Here is an 18735-nt window from a genome sequence, read left to right as displayed (position 1 = left end):
CCTTACATAACTGACCTTACCTTAACGACAAACTAGGCTGATCCACCACTACACTTCCCCCAGGCTTTCTTGGCCGCGAGCTTAGCAGTGTTAAACCGGGTAGCTGGTATGGCGCCACAACCTCGTCATCATCAGGATCTAACTCCCTTTCTGTGCCTAACAATAGATAGGGGTTCGGGACTGGGGGTTTGGCAAAGGCTGCCATGGTATTGCGGCTAGGATCGCCCTGGCGAATCATTGCCAGTTCTGGTCCTGTATTAGCCTGGCCTAAACCGTGTTCCTCCAACAACTCGTTCCAATAGCTCATAGGTTGGAAATTTCGGATTTCGTTCATTTCCTCTTCTAAAGGAACACCATTTACCGCATTGAAAATAGTGTGAGCCATATTTGCCATTAATAAGGACTCTTCATCGCGAACATCGTGATCGACCAACAGAAAACGGCCCTCAGGGCGCAATATGCGACGCAGATTTTGTAAAAACTGCCCTAATTGTTCCTCAGGAAAATGGTGCAAACCGACGTAGCAAGTGATGAGATCAGCAGAGCTATCAGGAATCGATGATAAATCAGGCAGGTTATAATCAAGCTTTACAAATTGATCATAGGGTCTGGGGAATCCAGCTTGTATATAATCAGTTAGCGATTGCTCTTCATAAACAGCTGTAATGGTTCCTTCTACGTTAAAATCTGACTTAAATCCTGCTACAAAGCGACCTGGATAGCCAATTTCAACCAGACCATTAATCCTTTCAACACCTGGCAACAAGGTTCTTGCCTGTGCTCCCAGCTCATCTTTGATAGCCGACAAGGATCCTAAGATTCTTCGCAGTGAGCCTATTTGCCCAGGCATAATCTCAGGAAGCCTACGCAATAATTCAGCATAAATTTCCTCATGACTATCATTGTATTTCATGATGTCTTCTAGAAGTGTGTAGAAGCTATCTGTATCTACACGTTGCAACACATTTTCCAGAAAACCTGCAAATTTTTTCTTGGTCTCTTCAGAGGCCATAAGCGCTCGGAATAAATTAGGCTTCTCTTCTTTGCGCTCAAAATATTGCTGCGCTAAGCCGCTATAAAACACATTGTTCGGATCAGCTGCCTGTTTCGCTTGCCGTACTGCCTCTATCCGATCAGCACCATAGGCTGCTTCAAACTGCTCCTGAGTTGCGAATTGCTGATAGGGAAGATAAAAGGAGCCGCCATGCTTAATCACCAAATCATTGGCTTGGCGCACCCATTTCTTAGTTTTAATAATTTCATCGGGCTTTAAGGATTGATTAAAGCATAAGACGATAGCAAAGCGATCGCCGTCCACTGCATAACCCATTGTTGAAAGCTGATCTTGCTTAATGAAGCGCACGCTGCCGTTGATTAGAGCAACCTGGTTTTCCATCAATAAGGCGCCTAATTCTCTGTTAAATTCAGCTAAGTTTTCACCTGGAACAAAATATTCCTGTAACCACTCAGTCTCGCTCACCGAACTATTAAACATCGCATTGATTGGCGGCTGCATAATTTCATTGGTGGTCATCGGCGTTTCATTTTGCAGCAGACGAGCTCTTTCACCATCCCAGTATCTTTTACGAACCCAACCCACATTACGCGCCACATTAACCATCATTCGGTCTCTGCGTGTTCCTCGCTCACCCTCTCTAAAGATTTTTTCCGATCTTAGAGGCGCTGAATTATCAATCTTGGTGTAATTAACTGCGACGCCATTACCTAAAAGATTATTCGGGTCGAGAGACAAGCGATATAAATGCATGTGAATAGAGTCGTTCGTTTGCACATGTTCCCTAAAATAATCAACATAGTCTTCAATAGGAATATCGACGCCATGCTCAACTAAGCGCTCATTGTTCGTTAATTCAATCTCAGCAGAGATAACAATGCCGAACATGCCAAAGCCACCTAAAATCTGGCCAAATTTGGGTGAAGACTGATCGATATCTTCAATCTCTCCCTGAGAATTAATGATCCGCAAAGTACGAATAACCTGGGCTAAATTACCAGAACGATGATCCCAACCATGGATGTTCGTGCCAATTGAGCCGCCAACAGAGAATACATTTGAGGCTTGCATGACTTTCAAGGCAAGATGTTGTGCGTTTGCTGCAAGTTGCAAATCAACCCAACGTACACCTGCACCTACAATTGCTGTTTTATTCTCGCCATCAATACTAATTGTATTAAACTGACTCATATCAATAAGAATGCCGCGCTGTCCTTGCTTGCCCTGCGGGATAAACTGCATCCCCTGCGAACGGCCAGCACCAACCGCCATCACTGACTGGCCATTGATATTGGCCTGGCGAATGATGTCCTGTAACTCTTCTACTGTCTGAGGCTGAGCCTTTTCAACATCGGCGTGATATAAAGAACCACCTGATTCAGCGCCTTCGATTTCTCGTTCTGGTGTAAAGAAAAACGATACATATTTAGGGTAAATGAGCCCTAAAGGTGAGAAGAAAAATCCGAGCAAATTTTTGCTAAACAGCGTGGCATATTCTTTAGCCTGACTAATAAAATAGTCTTGTCTGTCATCGGAAGAGAATAAGACTGCGACAAAATTGCCTAGAGCAAAAAGCAAAGAGCTAGCAGCATCAACTAGTGTTAAAACTGGGAAAAGCGATATAAAAATAAGCCGTTCAAGAACAAAGTAAAACGCTTTTTGTATGAAGCTCTTTTTATCGATTAATTCTATGTGATCAATCCATCCCGCAGGAATCTCAGCATAGCACCCAACCTTGCGCAGGCGGTTAAGTGTAGCCAGTATCATCTCTTTAAAAGTCATTTGATATCCTCTTAGAAACATTAAAAATCATGCATTAATTGAATGCTTATGCCCTCGTCCTGTTGAATTTCTTCGACAGTCTCTTTCAGGCGCTTGGTAGGTACATCCAAAGAAAAGAAGGTAAGCCCCTCATCAACCCCGTTTTGGTAGCTGAAAAGCTCTCTACAACCCTCAAGACTAGCGAGTTTCTCTCTATTCGCCTGGAGTTGTTCCGGCGTTTCGCTTTGTACGCGAAGCTTGATTTGCATTTGTTGCTGACCAGCAACTTCACGCACCTTAATTCCAGCCCGAGTTAACTCTTCAACAGTAGCTTGAAAAGGCTCATAACGTGGTACACGAAGTCGTGCGTAGGCATAGGTACGATGTTTCTCAGAATTTGTCCGAACGAATAATTGCTCTTGTTCATTGTCTTGAACGATAGAAACACCCTCTATCGCGGTAACTGTCTGCCTTAAATGCGCAGCTAATTCCCGTGTATCTTCTTCTACATCGCTGGATTCCTTCACAATAATATCGATGGTTTCCGGCGCTCTGTTTTCTTCCTGGTTGTACCAATATCCCACTGGTGCAGAAAGCATACCGTGGACTAAATAGTCGAGCCCTACCGCTATTAGCGAAATACGATCAACAAAACTTTTCTCAGGACACTCTCGGAAACGAGCAATTAATTCGCCTAACTTGGAGAAATAATTGTAGTTATAAAAAGGGGTATGATGGATAAAGTCTGCATAGTCTTTATTTTGTGCAGCAAGGTGACTTTGAAACTCAGTGTTGTTTGCAACAGGAAAAAAAGGCCATAAAAATAAAGAACTGAGACCTTTGCCTATAAACTCTATCGTTGTGGTAATAGCGATGAATACATTCATCAACATGTATTCAGACAAAACTAAGCTAAGAAACCCTTCCTTCTTTTGGGCTGCGAAGTAAGATTGAAAGAAAATCTTCCAAAATACATAAAGCTGGGCGAAATAGGGATAACGGTAAAAGGGCTGACCTGTACTGAGAAATTGGGCGTATTCTCCCGACATTTCCACATTACGCCATTCAATAGCTGTTAAGTAGGTTTGGTAGAGATTACGCTTATAGCCTGTATCGGTTGCTGATATTTTCTTACTAAATTGATCTTGAAATTTTCCCATTATTTTCCTCGTTTAAAAGGTGGATCTTGCGGAGCAAAACCCACGATACGACCAGGTGACGATTATTAATGGAAATAATTAACAGTCTCTTAATTTGCTTTATTGATTCTTAATAGTTGCTATTTGATTTTTTGAGCATGAAGATTAAATTATTATTATTCAAATAGATGAGACTAAGTTAGGCGTTTCTGTGTTTGGTTTTTTTTGTTTTATTTAAAGGTCCTTACAGAGCAATTTTGTATATAAGCCATCATTATAAGGTGAGGGCAGCGAAAGCTCTCCTGAATGGGGCACAGTGCCAATCCAGGAGATCCTTCGCTTCGCTCCCAAAGACGTACGTCATGTCGAACGTAGAGAGACATCTCCTGAGTGTGGCACTGTGCTAATCCCGGAGATCCCTCACTACGTTCGGGATGACGAGGTCTTTATCGATGTTTGCCCCAAAGGGGATGGGGCTCTTAGTATGACGGGGGGAGGGACGTGACCCATTACAAAAATCAATTACAACTTAGGCTTTCAAGAGAGTGCTCCTCTTCTTCAAGGTCATCGGAATCGAAATAGTCGCTATATTTACTGAAACTATCATCGGAGGAATCCAGTTCTTGTACAGATTCTATAGAACTATCATTGCTTAAGTCCTGATCATCATCCAAAACAAGCTGATCAATCTTGATTGGCATGCTATCGCCATTAGCTAATTTGATAGAATTACTAGCATAACTACCAAGCTGGGGTGAGCTATCACTACGCTGTATATCCGCTGGCTGATCTACTCTGTGCGCTGAAGGTTGCAAATTTCCAGGGGCACTATTATGCAAACGGATATTTCTCTCATGCTGCAAGTTCGCAACACTAATCGGTAGACTCACAAGACCAAGCCCTGCCTTGGCAGAGTTGTTAATAACCTGAGGTATCTGGGCAAGAGCACTTGGTACTGCATTCGCAAAACCAAGTGTAAACAGGGAGGTACCTAATAAAGAAATATTAACTAGTTCTCCAGGACTTGGAGCTGCTCCGTATTTGACCCCATTTTTAACTGTTGTACCTACCTTGGAAATACCTGCAGGTAAGGCCGTAGTTAGAGCAACTGCCGCACAACCTGTCATCACTGGCACAGTGACTACTGCCGCAGGAGGAAAGACTACAGTGACTCCGCCGGCGATAATAGCAGTTATACCACTCCCTAAACCCGCAAGACCTCCAAAACCTTCAGCCCCATTTTTGATTTTTGAGCCAAGTGTCATATGGGTAGGACTTTGGAAATTCACATCATTTTTATTGTAGAAAAAATCTTTTCCCGCAGCTAAATGTGCTTTTATTTCTAATTTTACTTCCTCATCTACTCCCTCCAGAGAGTCGATATTTTTTTCTAGTTTTTTGAATAAGTTATCCATTTCTTTTCTATCTGCCAAAACATTACTAGGAGTAAATTGATCTCTTTCAAGGACAATTGAATTAGTCTTTTTATTCACAGAACCTTTAAGTTGCTGAGAATCATTGTCTTCAAATTTAAGATATTGATTTTTCTTAACAAGCGCTTCCATAGCATCAATATTCTCATTAATACGCTTTGCAATAATCTGATTATTAATCTCTTTATTTACCACGTTTTTTGCCTTTTCAAAGCGATCCAAACTAGCTGCTTCCGTTAGGGTTTGCATAGCATGAACTTTATAAAGTTGAATTAGCTTTTGATATTGCTGATTATTCTGTAAAAACTGTTGCAACTCTTGCCGCTTATCCTTAGGTGCTGAACGAATTGCGCGCTTTAGATAATCTTCTTGTACCTTCAACGTTTTCTCAAGGAAGCGAATGGCATTTTCTGGCAGCTCGCCACCATTAAGGTCGATGTTATTTTGCACACCATCCTTTATCTTTTCCTTGATATTTTTTGCTTTATACAACTCACCATCATGCACTAATGTCATAGAGGGAGTTGAAATACGATGGGTGCCAGGAATCAGCTCATTGTTAGTTGCCCACAAATTAAAGCTAGACGAGTCGAGTTGCTCTATTTTACTGGCCTGAGCTCTTTTGTAATTACATTGAGTAATTATGTCATTGAGCATCTTAACGATATTACTCTGTTGTCTCGCCAAATTAGCCTTTGTGGATTCAAGTGCTTTATCTTGATTAAATTTAATTTCCATGATTTCTCCAATTGCGAAAAGGACAATTACATTTAATCACCTTGAGTTAAATTTGAACAATGAATTAAACTAATACTCTTTAGAACTTTTAGTTATATTGTTTTAAATACATCTGGATACCGCGCATAAAGCGCGGTATGTAGGCGGAATAATTTTGTGTGGAGAGGTCTAATTACAAACCAACAAAGCAATTATTTTTAATCACATCGATTAACCATAGTAAGGGCTTATAGTTATTTAATCGCGCGTGATAATAAAAATTGATGCGAAATTTTGTCACTGGAAAGGGAAAGGACTTTACTTCAAATTGATATCGTTCTTTCAGAAAAACAGCTAGTTTCAATGGCACTGTTGCGATTAAGTCCGTCTCAAAAACGACCTCTAATGCATTGATTACATCAGGTACTGTCACTTTAATATTTCTATGACGATAGTCATCTAAAGATTTATATAAGATATTTTCATTACTCAAATAGCTAACTCTTATATCTACTTGCTCGGCTTGCAGATATTTTTCCTGGGTTAATTCTTGCTTGGCCAAAGGATGTGACTTTCTCATGATACAAGCAGCTTCTTCTTCCAATAAACACTCAGCATTAATCTGCTCCCCTACATCAATAAAGCCTGGGGCTATAGCAAAGTCGATTTCAGTAGCTAGTAGATGATCCAGACTTAAATATTCTGACAAGGGACTCGTATTTAGTGAACAATTAGGTGCATTTTTCACTAAATAGGCACAGAGCCGTGGTAAAACCAAGTGTTCACCATGCCCTGCTAAAGCGGCTCTAAAGCTTAGTACTTCCTTTTGTGGGTCGAATGTTTTCTCGCGAAAAACCGCATTAGAGCAGTTTAAAAATTCTTGAATTCTCGGCGCTAACTCCAAGGCTCTTTGAGTAGGTTGCAGTCCCTGAGGATGTCTAATGAACAAGGAATCATTAAATAACTCCCTTAATTGCTTTAAGATATGACTCATCGCAGTTTGGGTCATGAACGTCTTTTCCGCTGCCTTTGACACAGAACGCTCTGCTAATAAGGTATCGAAGTGTAATAGCAAATTAAGATTAATTTTTCGAAGGTCCATTTTCAACTAGAAGTTGCTTAACTTGGTTTCCATTATATTTGTCGAGCTTCGCTCAAGCAAACCCAAGTCGAGATCTAAAGCCCCTCCCCTCAGCCCTCATTGCCATTAAGTTAACGTCAGTTATGGAGGGTTTTGTCATTCCCGCGAAGGCGGGAAACTATTTCTAGCTAAGCACTGTGCTAATGTAGAGATGGTTTCCCGCCTTCGCGGGAATGACAAATGCCCTTAACTTCCCTCAGCCCTCAGGGGAGAAGGTGCCCGAAGGGCGGATAAGGGTTCTTAAATCACTATTCAAGCCCTAGAAAAATCAAAGGAAAGCGTTTTAGCAATCGCATCCTGTCCGAGCGCCAGCGTAATAAGTCTATCGATACCAAGTGCTACACCGCTACAAGCAGGTAAGCCATGGGCTAGGGCTTCGAGAAAATAAACATCGGGCGCAGGTTCAGGAAGCCCCTGACGTCGGCGTATTGCCAGATCCTGCTGAAAACGCGCGGCCTGTGCTGCTGCATCCGTCAGCTCGTGAAAACCATTGGCAAGCTCGATGCCTTGAACATAGATTTCAAAGCGCTCTGCCACTCCTTGGTTAATTTGCGCTAAGGCAGCTTGAGAGGGAGGAAAATTGTAGACCGCCACAGGAACAGGCTCCTTGCCAAGTGCTGGCTCAACAATATGCGACATGAGCAAAAACAAATATTGATCCGGATCCTGTTCATCTGCAGCAAGGACATAATCTAATTCATAACGCTGTAAAACGGTTCGGAGCTCAGCAATTGTCACGCTCAGGGGATCGATTTGGCAGACCTCGAGAAAAACCTGTTGATAGGTTTTGCGGAACATAGGACCGCATTGCAGGATGGTTTGTAATAAGGCATCCATTTCATCCATCAGCACGTGGTGATCAATATCCAATTGATACCATTCCAACATGGTAAATTCCGGATTATGCCAGCGCCCTAACTCATCATCGCGAAAAACTCGCGCAATTTGATAGATCGGACCTGAACCTGCAGCTAACAGACGCTTCATATGGTATTCAGGTGAGGTTTGCAAGGAATAAGGACGTTCTCTGAAAATCGCTTTGATATTGGATAAATAAACGTCGGTGATACCAAAGTGTGACATAGTTGGGGTTTCAACTTCCAAGTAACCACGTTGATTAAAAAATTGGCGGATTTGACTCAGAAGCGCTGCGCGCTGTCGTAAGATATCGATTGTTGCAGATGGCTGCCAGAGAATTTCTTCACTCATTGTAGTCACTCTATTTTGAAAATGTGTTGGGGGTCTAATCACTGCAAGTTAAAGACATTACACAGAAACCGTTCGGGCTGAGGAGGCCTTTAGGCCGTCTCGAAGCCTTGCGCCTTTGTATGGGACAAAAAAAGTAAATGTAGCCTTGATGCAGCGCAGTGTAATCAAGGCTACACTTGGATAGATACCTATGGGTCAAGACGCGGGAATAACAAAGACTCAATAAAAAATTCCCAGCTCCAAGCGTGCTGCCTCAGTCATTCGCTCCTGCGTCCACGGCGGTTCCCAAACCAATTCCACTGTACAGTCACTGATCCCCTCAACCTGATTAACAGCTTGCTCGACAGTACCAGGAAAGGTCTGCGCGACTGGGCAACCAGGGGTTGTCAGGGTCATTTGAATGTGTGCGTGCTGTTCTTCATTAATATTAATGTCGTAAATTAAACCCAGATCATAGATATTCACTGGAATTTCAGGATCAAACACAGTCTTCAGAGCTGCTATTACAGTATCTTTCAAAACCTCATTATCCTGTTTCTTCTTAAATCCAAACATGGTTAATCACTCCGTACTAACAGTGACCGCTTCTTTTTTCAGCGCAGCTTCCATAGTATGCCAGGCTAAGGTAGCGCACTTCACTCGAGCCGGATAAGCTCTTACGCCTGCGAGTACCGCCAATTTATCTAAGGACAAGAGCCCGCTGTCATCATCCATGGTAAGCATGCTATGAAAACGCTGAAATAATTTGTGCGCCTCTTCAATAGTCTTACCACATAAGGCTTCGGTCATTAATGAGGCCGAGGCTTGGGATATTGCACAGCCACATCCCAAAAAACTTGCATCACAGATTTTATCGTTCTCAAGCTTGAGATAAACCGTTAATTTATCGCCGCAAAGCGGATTAAAACCATTCGCCTGCGTGGTAGCATCCGCCATATCATGGTGATTCCGCGGGTTACGGTTATGATCAATGATGATTTCCTGATAAAGCTCTCGTAATTCCATCATTATGCAAATACCTCTTTAACCTTATAAAGCGCCTGCACGCAGCGATCGATTTCCTCTTTAGTATTATAAAAAGACATGGAAATTCTAGTGGTTGCCGCAACATCGAAGAAATCCATCAACGGCATTGTGCAATGATGGCCACTACGAATAGCAATACCGGCGCTATCTAAGATAGTACCAATATCATGGGCATGGATTTTTCCATGCACAAAGGAAATGATCGGCACCTTATTCTGAGCAGTGCCCACAATATTAAAGCCTTTGACTGATTTGATTGCTGAGGTCGCGTAATCGAGCAAAGACGCCTCATAGGCAGCAATCGCGTCCATATCCAGCCCCCAGAGATAATCCATTGCAGCGCTAAGACCGATAGCACCGGCAATATTGGGTGTGCCTGCTTCAAATTTATGTGGTAGACCAGCGTATTCTGTGGCTTCAAAGGTCACATAACTAATCATTTCACCGCCGCCTTGATAGGGCATCATGTCATCTAAGAGATGCTCTTTCCCCCAAAGCACGCCAATACCAGTTGGACCATACATTTTATGGCCAGAAAACGCATAGAAATCACAATCTAACTCTTGTACATCAATGGGTAGATGCGCAGTAGCCTGGGCTCCATCTAGCAAAACTATGGCACCATAGGCATGTGCCATCTCAATCATTTTCTTGACTGGGTTAATCGTTCCCAAGGCATTAGAAACATAGTTGAGGGCTACGAATTTGGTATTTTCACTAAGCTTTTTTTCGAATTCATCGAGAAGGATTTCCCCATCAAAAGAAATAGGGGCAACTTGCAAATGAGCGCCTGTTTTCTTACAAACCATTTGCCAGGGAACAATATTGGAATGATGTTCCATATGAGTAATAAGAATCTCTTCACCGGGCATAATGCGAGGAGCAACAAAACTTTGGGCTACCAGATTGATAGCCTCTGTTGTACCTCGTACAAAAATACATTCATGAGCTGAATTTGCATTAATAAAACGTTGAACCTTGCTACGAGCCGCCTCATATTGCTGGGTCGCTCGTACACTTAGTGCATGCACGCCACGATGCACATTGGCATTATCAAAGCTGTAATAATGGTTGGTTGCATCAATTACTGACTGTGGCTTTTGCGTAGTCGCTGCATTATCCAAATAGGTGAGCGGATAATCATTAATCTGCTGTTTAAGAATTGGAAAATCATTGCGTATCGCGTTGATATCCAGAGATTCAATTAAGGCTGCTGTTGTTGTGCTCATAATCTATTACCTCAATTGCTCATTTAACAAAGTAGACATCCAATCTGCTAATGGCTGCTCAGGTACAAGCCTTAGATTGTCAGCTGTGAAAGCATGAACTAAATAGCTACTCGCTTCACGACGGTCTATACCTCTTGTCGCCAGATAAAATAAGGCTTCTTCATCTAATTGACCTACTGTTGCTCCGTGGGTACAAATGACATCATCAGCAAAGATTTCCAGTTGCGGTTTGGTATCAATTTCTGCCTTGGCCGACAAAAGCAAATTTTTGTTCTGTTGTTTGGCTTGAGTATGTTGAGCATCCTTAGCCACAATCACCTTACCATTAAACACAGCACGTGAGCGTCCAGCTAAAATACCCTTGTAATCTTGTTCGCTCTGGCAATTAGGAACCAAATGATACACAGTCGTGTGGTGATCAATATGCTGTCCCTCTTTGGGCGCATAGATACCATTCATTAAACAGCGAGCCTGTTCTTCCTGCAAATGCACTGAGAGATCACTGCGTACTAGTTTTCCACCCAGACTTAAAGAATGGCTGTCAAATTGGCTGGCTCTGGCCTGCTGCACGGCAAGATGACCGATGTGGTAAGCCGACTTTCCTTCTTGCTGAATCTTGTAATGCGCAATCTTGGCAGAGGCTGCGGTAAAGATCTCAGTTACGGTATTAGTGAAATAACTACAGTCCTCGGCACCACGGAAATCTTCAATTATTGTTGCCTGGCTCCCCTCTTCCGCAACAATCAGACAACGATTATAAATCGCCTGTTCAGCCTGATCCTGCCAATAAGATAGAACGATGGGTTGCTCAAGGCGAACACCAGCAGGCAAATAAATGAAGGTACCGCAACCTAACATTGCAGTGTTTAAGGCTTGAAAACCATGCTCATGGCGCAGGGCTTTGCCTAAATAATTCTTGAGTTTCTCAGCATCTGACTCCAAGGCCTCAGCTAAGGATCGTACTATAACACCGGCCGGCAATTGCTGAGCTTTGTCTGCTATAAACTGGCCATTTTTAAACGAAAAATGCAGGCCTGAGGGCAGGGAAAGATTAATTTCGGGCTGAGTCTCTTGCTGTTTCGCTTGTGACATAAAACGCTGCTGCAATAAGCTATCCACCAGAGTATATTTCCAATCCTCTTGATGGCGGCTTGGAAAACCACGGCGTTTTAATTCGCGCAAACCGTTTCCCTGTAATTCAGCTAACCAAGGAATGGCTGAAAATCCTGCCTGGGCTTGCTGTTGGTAAAAATCAAGGACTTCGCTCATAGCTGCTCCGTCTCCTCAAGCCAGCTGTAACCTTTTTTCTCTAATTCCAGCGCCAGTGATTTATCACCAGAGGTGACAATACGGCCATTGGCTAAAACGTGGATAAAATCAGGCTCAATATAATCCAGCAAACGTTGGTAATGAGTCACCAGAATAATCGAACGCTCAGGCGAACGCATTGCATTCACACCCTGAGAAATAATCCTTAAGGCATCTATATCCAAACCAGAATCGGTTTCATCGAGAATTGCTAGTTTGGGTTCAAGAGCAACCATTTGTAGAATTTCATTGCGTTTCTTTTCACCACCAGAAAAACCTTCGTTAATACTGCGGTATAAGAAACTTTCATCCATATCCAAAAGCTTGCATCGTTCGCGGATAAAGCTTAGAAACTCGATAGCATCCATGGGATTTTTACCCTGGCCTTTGCGCACGGCATTGACTGAGGCTTTTAGAAAATTAATGTTGGTTACGCCTGGGATTTCAACAGGGTATTGGAAGGACATAAAAATACCAGCACGCGCGCGCGCTTCAGGTGTTAGGGGCAGCAAATCCTGACCTAAATAATTCACTTCACCCGCTGTCACCTCATAAGCAGGATGCCCCGCCAAAACCTTGGATAAAGTGCTTTTGCCCGAGCCATTAGGCCCCATAATCGCATGGACCTCTCCAGGTTTCACATTGAGGCTGATGCCCTTCAATATTGCTTGTTCATTAATTGCAACATTTAATTCATTGATTGTTAACATATTAACCTACTGCCCCTTCCAGACTAATACCCAGTAATTTAGTGGCTTCCACCGCAAATTCCATAGGTAATTCTTTCAATACCTGTTTACAAAACCCATTTACAATCATCGATACCGCATCTTCCATCTCGATACCACGTTGTTGACAATAAAATAACTGCTCTTCACTAATCTTTGAGGTTGTTGCCTCGTGCTCTATCTGCGCCGTGGGATTTTTAACTTCAATATAGGGAAAGGTATGCGCCGAGCATTCAGAACCCATTAACATGGAATCACATTGGGTGTAATTACGCGCATTCGTTGCCGTAGGTGCGATACGAACCAGGCCGCGATAAGCGTTATGCGCCTTTCCTGCGCTAATCCCTTTGGAAATAATGGTAGAACGGGTATTTTTACCTAAATGGATCATTTTGGTACCCGTATCCGCTTGTTGATAGTGATTAGTCAGCGCCACTGAATAAAATTCACCAACGGAATCATCACCCTGCAAAATGACAGAGGGGTATTTCCAGGTAATGGCTGAACCGGTTTCAATCTGTGTCCAGGAAATTTTAGAGCGTTTACCGCGACAGGCGCCTCGCTTGGTCACAAAGTTATAGATTCCACCCTTGCCATCCTTATCACCGGGATACCAATTTTGTACTGTTGAATATTTAATTTGAGCGCCATCGAGGGCAACCAATTCAACAACAGCGGCATGCAATTGGTTTTCATCACGCATCGGCGCAGTGCAACCTTCCAGATAGGACACATAGCTATCGCTATCAGCAATAATCAAGGTGCGTTCAAATTGCCCAGTTGAAGCCGCATTAATACGGAAATAGGTAGACAATTCCATCGGGCATCGAACCCCTTTGGGGATGTAAACAAAGGAGCCATCGCTGAACACTGCTGAATTAAGCGCTGCATAAAAATTATCACGATAGGGAACGACTGAACCCAAATATTGCATGAGCAAATCGGGATATTTATGCACTGCCTCAGAGAAGGGACAGAAAATAACCCCAACCTCGGCTAGCTTTGCCTTAAAGGTCGTTGCTACTGAAACAGAGTCAAAAACGGCATCAACCGCCACACCAGCCAGCATTTCCTGTTCTTTTAGCGGAATACCTAGCTTTTCATAGGTTTTTAGTAATTCCGGATCCACCTCATCAAGGCTCTTAGGCGCATCTTTCTTGCTTTTTGGCGCGGAATAATAAGAGATAGATTGATAATCGATAGGCGGATAATGCACGCTAGACCATTCTGGATGCGGCATAGTCAACCAGTGTCTGAAGGCTTGTAAACGCCATTCCAGCAAGAACTCAGGCTCGCCTTTTATTGCTGATAATCGACGGATAACCTCTTCATTCAAACCAGGCTCAAAGGTTTCTACTTCAATATCAGTCACGAAACCATGTTGATACTCCCTTTCAAGGAGTGTGTTGATTTGCTCACTGCTTTTAGCCATGACTAACTCCACTTGCTAACTGCCTGATGCGGTCCAGATCAACAGCCTGGATAGAAGGTTTTGCCAATACTTCCAAACTCACACTATCAAGTGCGGTTTCTATAGCCTGACTTATCAAGCGCCAATTACCCTGAACATGACATAGACCTTGTAAGGAACATTCATTAGGATGCAGGCTACATTCAGTCAGACCAAGCTGGTCTTCCAAAGCTGAAATAATCTGTGCTACCGATATCTCAGCAGCTGCACGCTGCAACCGATAACCACCACTAACACCACGCACAGAGGTTAATAAACCCGCTGCTGTTAGACGTTTTAATAATTTACTGACTGTTGGGACTGTAAGATGTGTATGAAGGGCTATGTCGCGCGCATTACAAAGCGTATGTGCTCGCTTTGCGAGATACACCATCACAACTGTTCCATAATCGGCCAATTTGCTGACGCGCAGCATACCACCCCCACACTAAATAATCTAGTACCAAATAAGTCTTGTTTCAGAACTCAGGTTCTGAATCCTAGATTTTTCTTTAGAAAAACAAGCTCTATTTAAAATATAGTACTAAATTGGTTCTATTTTAGACAAAAGGCGAATGATACTCTATTTTAAGGGGCTGCTGCAAATGCTCGCCATCTAGAACAAGGCAAGATCGTCTAAAACATGGCTAACGCCATAATTTAGACGATTCGTTTTCTGTAAAGATCGACAAACCGTAGCCTTGATGCAGCGCAGCGTAATCAAGGTTTTCCTTAGAACAGGAGAATCATCAACTGAACTTTTGTGAGTTAGATTTCGATGAATTTTAAATGAAAACCTTGATTACGCTTTGCTACATCAAGGCGACACTTGTGTAGATACTACAAATGCTCGCCATCTAGAATGTACCCCAGCCCCTTTGGGACAAACATCGATAAAAACCCCGTCATCCCGCTCCCTCCCCCGTCATCCCGAACGTAGTGAGGGATCTCCGGGATTAGTACGGTGCTACACATCAGGAGATGTCTCTCTACGTTCGACATGACGTACGTCTTTGGGATCGCAGCGAAGGTAGCACTGTGCCAAATTTAGGAGATCCTTCGCTGTGCTCTGGATAACAGGCTGCGTTAAGGTGATAAGGCTTATTGCCAGACAATACATCAAAACCATTCGGGCTGAGGAGGCGTTTAGGCCGTCTCGAAGCTTTACACAGTCCGTACAGAGCGAAATCCGGGAAATCGTACCACTGCTCCCGGATTTCGCTTCGCTGAATCCAGGCTAAATTTTATATATAGATCCCGCAGTCAAGCCCTGAGAGTTCCACACAAAAAAATCTACGTACCGCGCTTTATGCGCGGTACGTAGGCAGAAAAATTTCGTGAGGATCTCTCAGGGCTAAGCCGCGGAAATTCGAGACTCTCAGTGAGCATAAATACTAGCGCCTCGGAGCTACCACCCTCTTTAACTCATCAATCACCCCTCCCTCTCCAAGTATATCGTGTTCAAAGGATTCCAATTTTTTCAGTGAATCTGTTTTGGGCCGTTGGAAAAAGGTTCCCAGGAAACCATGTGGTGCGTAGATTTCAACCAAGACAGCAGGAACCACTGTAAGAGCCGCAACAACTCCAGCTAAAGCTCGACAGCAATCTAATAATCCCCTCACAATAGGGTGTAATTCATCATACCAAACCCCAGCCTGACGATATTTGGCAAACTCTTCTTCTACAACGTCAATATAGTGTTCACATCGTATCCTAAATAATCGGAGGCCTGGCAAGTTAGGATTTATTCGGAAAAAAGTTCTTCTTTCTTCACTAAGATTTGTAGATAAATCATTAGCAAGGCTTGCAACCCTTTCATATCCGAGTCTAAAGTCATCATTTTTCTGAGAAGAATCCCCGATAAAAGTTAATTCCGCTGCTTTTAACATCAGCTCGGATACTTTTTTATCAAGCCGTACGAATGCTTCATCAAACCTATATTCTTGTTGCAACATTGCATTTCGAAGCTCATCTTCCTTCTCAGCATAAGCTCTAGCCTGTCGCACCTGCACTTTAGTGAAATTTTGCTGGATAAAAGCCCTTACATTATGTTGCAGAGCACTAGCAACATGCTGATTAAAATAATTTCTATAAAGCTCTAGGTTATCCTCAATCTTTATAAGCTCACGCAGAGATAACTGGGAAAGATCGCCAAGCGCTAGATAAAAAGAAGAATTAACTACCGCTTCTTCTACCTCTTCATTCGAGATATGAAAATAAAAGCCAGTCTGATTAGGAAATCTGTATTGACTTGATGCTGAGTCAAAATAATCCATAACTCTTACTTGAGAATTATATAATTGCCTCGCTATCTCTGGTGAACTTACCCCAGTTTGTGCAGGACGTATCTCAAAAGATGCTCTAATCAATCCTGGGTTGAAGGCTGTATCGAGGTGATATTCAGGAAAATCAAAATAACCGGTTCTCTCAAGAATCATAAACCCGATTACACGGTTTGGGACTTCTGCATTAATGCCTCGCTCTTGTAGGCGTTTTCTAATTAGCTCAATAGCCGACATAACAACTCCTAATTTTAAATAAACTGAGCAGTTAATGTTGTTTCTAATTCGCGCATAACCCCTTCATCATCAAGAATGTTGTGTTCAAAGGATTCTAATTTTTTCAGCGAATCTGTTTTAAGTCTTTGGAAAAAGGTTCCCAAGAAACCATGAGGTGCATAGACTTCAACTAAAACAGCAGGAATCACTGTAAGCGCCGAAACAATTCCAACCAAGGCTCGACAACAATCAATCAGCCCTTGAAAAAAGGGATGTAGCTCGCTATACCAGGCCCCATCTTGGCGGTATTTGGCAAATTCTTCTTTTGCATCCTCGATATGCGTCATGCAATGGGTTTTAAATACGCTGAGTCGTAATAAGGTAGGATTCGTTGCAAAAAAGGCTCTGCGAGCCTCGCTTAGATTTATCAGTAGCTTCTCAGAAGCCCTTGCGACATTGGCATATTCCTCAGACTTATTCTCTATAAGTGAAGATAATTTAAGTCCCAGCTCTAAAAAGGACTCATTAAATTTCCTTTCTTGTCCACAGATTGCATCTTGTAGCTCTAACTCTCGTTGCAGAACAGTATTATGCTGCTCTATCTGTTTTGGATAAAGAAAACGCTCTACATGCTCTTGAATTCTATTTTGCAGTAGCTGTACAAAATTATTAGACTTGGGAAAACAAAACTCATAGCGTTCCAATTTTTTCTTTAGCTTTAAAAGACCATGAAGCCCCTTACCCTCTAGGGATCCAGCTGCTTGATAGAGTGTTGAAGACTGTATTGCTTCTTCAATTTCATTATTAGGAAGGTAAAAATTGAAGAGTTTAGTGTGTTTTAAACCTTGCTTTATAGGTAAGCGAGCCGAGGTAAAATAATCAAAAAATTTTATTAGGGTATGGTGTAATGCCGACCTGCTGGCCATAGAGGTTAACTGGGAAGAAAATTTAAAGAATGATCTAGGTAACTCAGGCTCATCATTAGGCTCTAGCCTGATATCTGGGTTATTACCTTCCCCTATAAACCGGAATGCACCAGGCAGGGGTTTAGAATGAATTCCATGTAAACAATCTGCTTTTTCAAATACCATATACTCGATAACGGCTGAGTTTTCGAGATCTGAAGATTCAAGATTAATACCAGCTTCCAACAAACGATTGCGAATTAGATTATAGAAAGGCATTTTTACTCCTAAATGTTCAATTTTTCTCCGGCCGGATCATACTTAGCCTTGTAAATACTGTCAGCCAAAGAAGAGCTTTAAATTTCAATAGTTATTATTAAGAAACATCCTGATGTTCTATTAGTGGATTATTTGGTTGCTTATAGGTCAATTGACAGGTTGCTTTTTAGCGATATAATGCCCTGACTTTCTTTCAGAGCCGGCTAAATATGAATACTTTAAGTTCGCAGTTTTTTACTCTTTTATCGGGTATAGCCTTTCTCAGCGCTACAGCTTTTGCCGAACCAAGCAATCTTGGCCTTTTGAAAAATGACATAAAGACCTACCATGATTCAGGCCTTTATGAGAAAGAATTAACCAAAGCGATTTTGAACGCGCAAAACTATATCCTTAAACAAGCGAAGTTAAATGAACGCTGCTATAAAGACTGCAAAAAGCTCGCTATTGTTTTAGACATTGATGAAACAAGCCTTTCTAACTATGACAAAATGGTCAAACGTGATTTCGTTGCGAACAAGGAACAACTTCACAAAGAAATGCTCGCAGCTAATTCCCCTGTCATTTCGCCTATGCTCAAATTGTATACCGATGCTCGTGAACAAGGCATTCAAGTCTTTTTCGTGACCGGAAGACCCCAATCAGAATTAAAAGCGACTGAGACTAATTTACTACGCGCTGGTTACAAAGGTTGGGCTGGCCTCTATTTACGTCCGAATAACTATAAACAACCCTCGATTGTCCCTTTTAAATCACAGGCGAGAAAATTGATTAGCGAACAAGGTTACACCATCCTTGCTTCAATTGGCGATCAGTATAGTGATATCAAAGGTGGGTATTGCCAGAAAGGATTTAAATTACCTAATCCTTATTACTATCTTCCTTAATAGCTCAGTAATC

The 18735-nt window shown here is 42.4% G+C and carries 15 protein-coding genes; 1 reads left to right on the top strand and 14 read right to left on the bottom strand.

All coding sequences use genetic code 11. The annotated features are described in order from the left end of the window. Positions 1 to 16: 16 nt before the first annotated feature. The 14 genes from BN1094_RS06235 to BN1094_RS06170 all read right to left on the bottom strand — a co-directional run bounded on the left by BN1094_RS06235 (position 17) and on the right by BN1094_RS06170 (position 17838). A complete protein-coding gene (locus BN1094_RS06235; RefSeq protein ID WP_043873420.1) occupies positions 17 to 2797 on the bottom strand; it encodes an FAD-binding protein in 2781 nt (926 codons plus the stop codon). A 20-nt stretch (positions 2798 to 2817) separates the two neighbouring features. Beyond that, entirely contained in the window at positions 2818 to 3936 is a 1119-nt protein-coding gene (locus BN1094_RS06230; protein ID WP_043873419.1) for a hypothetical protein, read from the bottom strand. 497 nt (positions 3937 to 4433) lie between these two features. Further along, a complete protein-coding gene (locus tag BN1094_RS06225) occupies positions 4434 to 6086 on the bottom strand; it encodes a BAR domain-containing protein (protein ID WP_043873418.1) in 1653 nt (550 codons plus the stop codon). A 172-nt stretch (positions 6087 to 6258) separates the two neighbouring features. Then, positions 6259 to 7167: a LysR family transcriptional regulator gene (locus BN1094_RS06220; protein WP_043873417.1), complete on the bottom strand. Its 909-nt coding sequence runs from the start codon at positions 7165 to 7167 to the stop codon at positions 6259 to 6261. 291 nt (positions 7168 to 7458) lie between these two features. Further along, a complete protein-coding gene (gene epmA, locus BN1094_RS06215) occupies positions 7459 to 8415 on the bottom strand; it encodes an elongation factor P--(R)-beta-lysine ligase (RefSeq protein WP_043873416.1) in 957 nt (318 codons plus the stop codon). Between the two features lie 219 nt (positions 8416 to 8634). Next, positions 8635 to 8970: an SUF system Fe-S cluster assembly protein gene (locus BN1094_RS06210; RefSeq protein WP_043873415.1), complete on the bottom strand. Its 336-nt coding sequence runs from the start codon at positions 8968 to 8970 to the stop codon at positions 8635 to 8637. A 6-nt stretch (positions 8971 to 8976) separates the two neighbouring features. Next, positions 8977 to 9426, bottom strand: a complete 450-nt coding sequence (gene sufU / locus BN1094_RS06205; RefSeq protein WP_099908974.1) for a Fe-S cluster assembly sulfur transfer protein SufU — start codon at positions 9424 to 9426, stop codon at positions 8977 to 8979. Continuing rightward, the gene (locus BN1094_RS06200) at positions 9423 to 10670 is read right to left on the bottom strand and encodes a cysteine desulfurase (RefSeq protein ID WP_099908973.1); all 1248 of its coding nucleotides are present in this window, start codon (positions 10668 to 10670) and stop codon (positions 9423 to 9425) included. The genes sufU and BN1094_RS06200 overlap by 4 nt, the downstream gene beginning before the upstream one ends. A gap of 6 nt (positions 10671 to 10676) precedes the next feature. Further along, positions 10677 to 11939 (bottom strand): Fe-S cluster assembly protein SufD, encoded by a 1263-nt coding sequence (gene sufD, locus BN1094_RS06195; protein ID WP_043873413.1) that lies wholly within the window; start codon positions 11937 to 11939, stop codon positions 10677 to 10679. Next, positions 11936 to 12688: a Fe-S cluster assembly ATPase SufC gene (gene sufC / locus BN1094_RS06190; RefSeq protein ID WP_043873412.1), complete on the bottom strand. Its 753-nt coding sequence runs from the start codon at positions 12686 to 12688 to the stop codon at positions 11936 to 11938. Before sufC ends, sufD begins: the two co-directional genes overlap by 4 nt. A gap of 1 nt (position 12689) precedes the next feature. Beyond that, a complete protein-coding gene (sufB, locus tag BN1094_RS06185) occupies positions 12690 to 14138 on the bottom strand; it encodes a Fe-S cluster assembly protein SufB (RefSeq protein WP_043873411.1) in 1449 nt (482 codons plus the stop codon). Beyond that, a complete protein-coding gene (locus tag BN1094_RS06180; RefSeq protein ID WP_043873410.1) occupies positions 14131 to 14592 on the bottom strand; it encodes an SUF system Fe-S cluster assembly regulator in 462 nt (153 codons plus the stop codon). Before BN1094_RS06180 ends, sufB begins: the two co-directional genes overlap by 8 nt. A gap of 958 nt (positions 14593 to 15550) precedes the next feature. Then, complete coding sequence (locus BN1094_RS06175) at positions 15551 to 16675, bottom strand: hypothetical protein (RefSeq protein ID WP_043873409.1); 1125 nt, start codon at positions 16673 to 16675, stop codon at positions 15551 to 15553. Between the two features lie 14 nt (positions 16676 to 16689). Next, positions 16690 to 17838: a hypothetical protein gene (locus tag BN1094_RS06170; RefSeq protein WP_043873408.1), complete on the bottom strand. Its 1149-nt coding sequence runs from the start codon at positions 17836 to 17838 to the stop codon at positions 16690 to 16692. Positions 17839 to 18047: 209 nt separating this feature from the next. Here BN1094_RS06170 and BN1094_RS06165 point away from each other — a divergent pair, with 209 nt between their 5' ends. Continuing rightward, positions 18048 to 18722 (top strand): HAD family acid phosphatase, encoded by a 675-nt coding sequence (locus BN1094_RS06165; RefSeq protein ID WP_043873407.1) that lies wholly within the window; start codon positions 18048 to 18050, stop codon positions 18720 to 18722. The last annotated feature ends 13 nt before the right edge of the window (positions 18723 to 18735 follow it).

Origin of the sequence: Legionella massiliensis (assembly GCF_000756815.1) — a bacterium.
GTDB classification, from domain to species: domain Bacteria; phylum Pseudomonadota; class Gammaproteobacteria; order Legionellales; family Legionellaceae; genus Tatlockia; species Tatlockia massiliensis.
The sequence above is the reverse complement of the archived record's forward strand: the minus strand, read 5'-3'. Positions and strand labels throughout refer to the sequence as shown.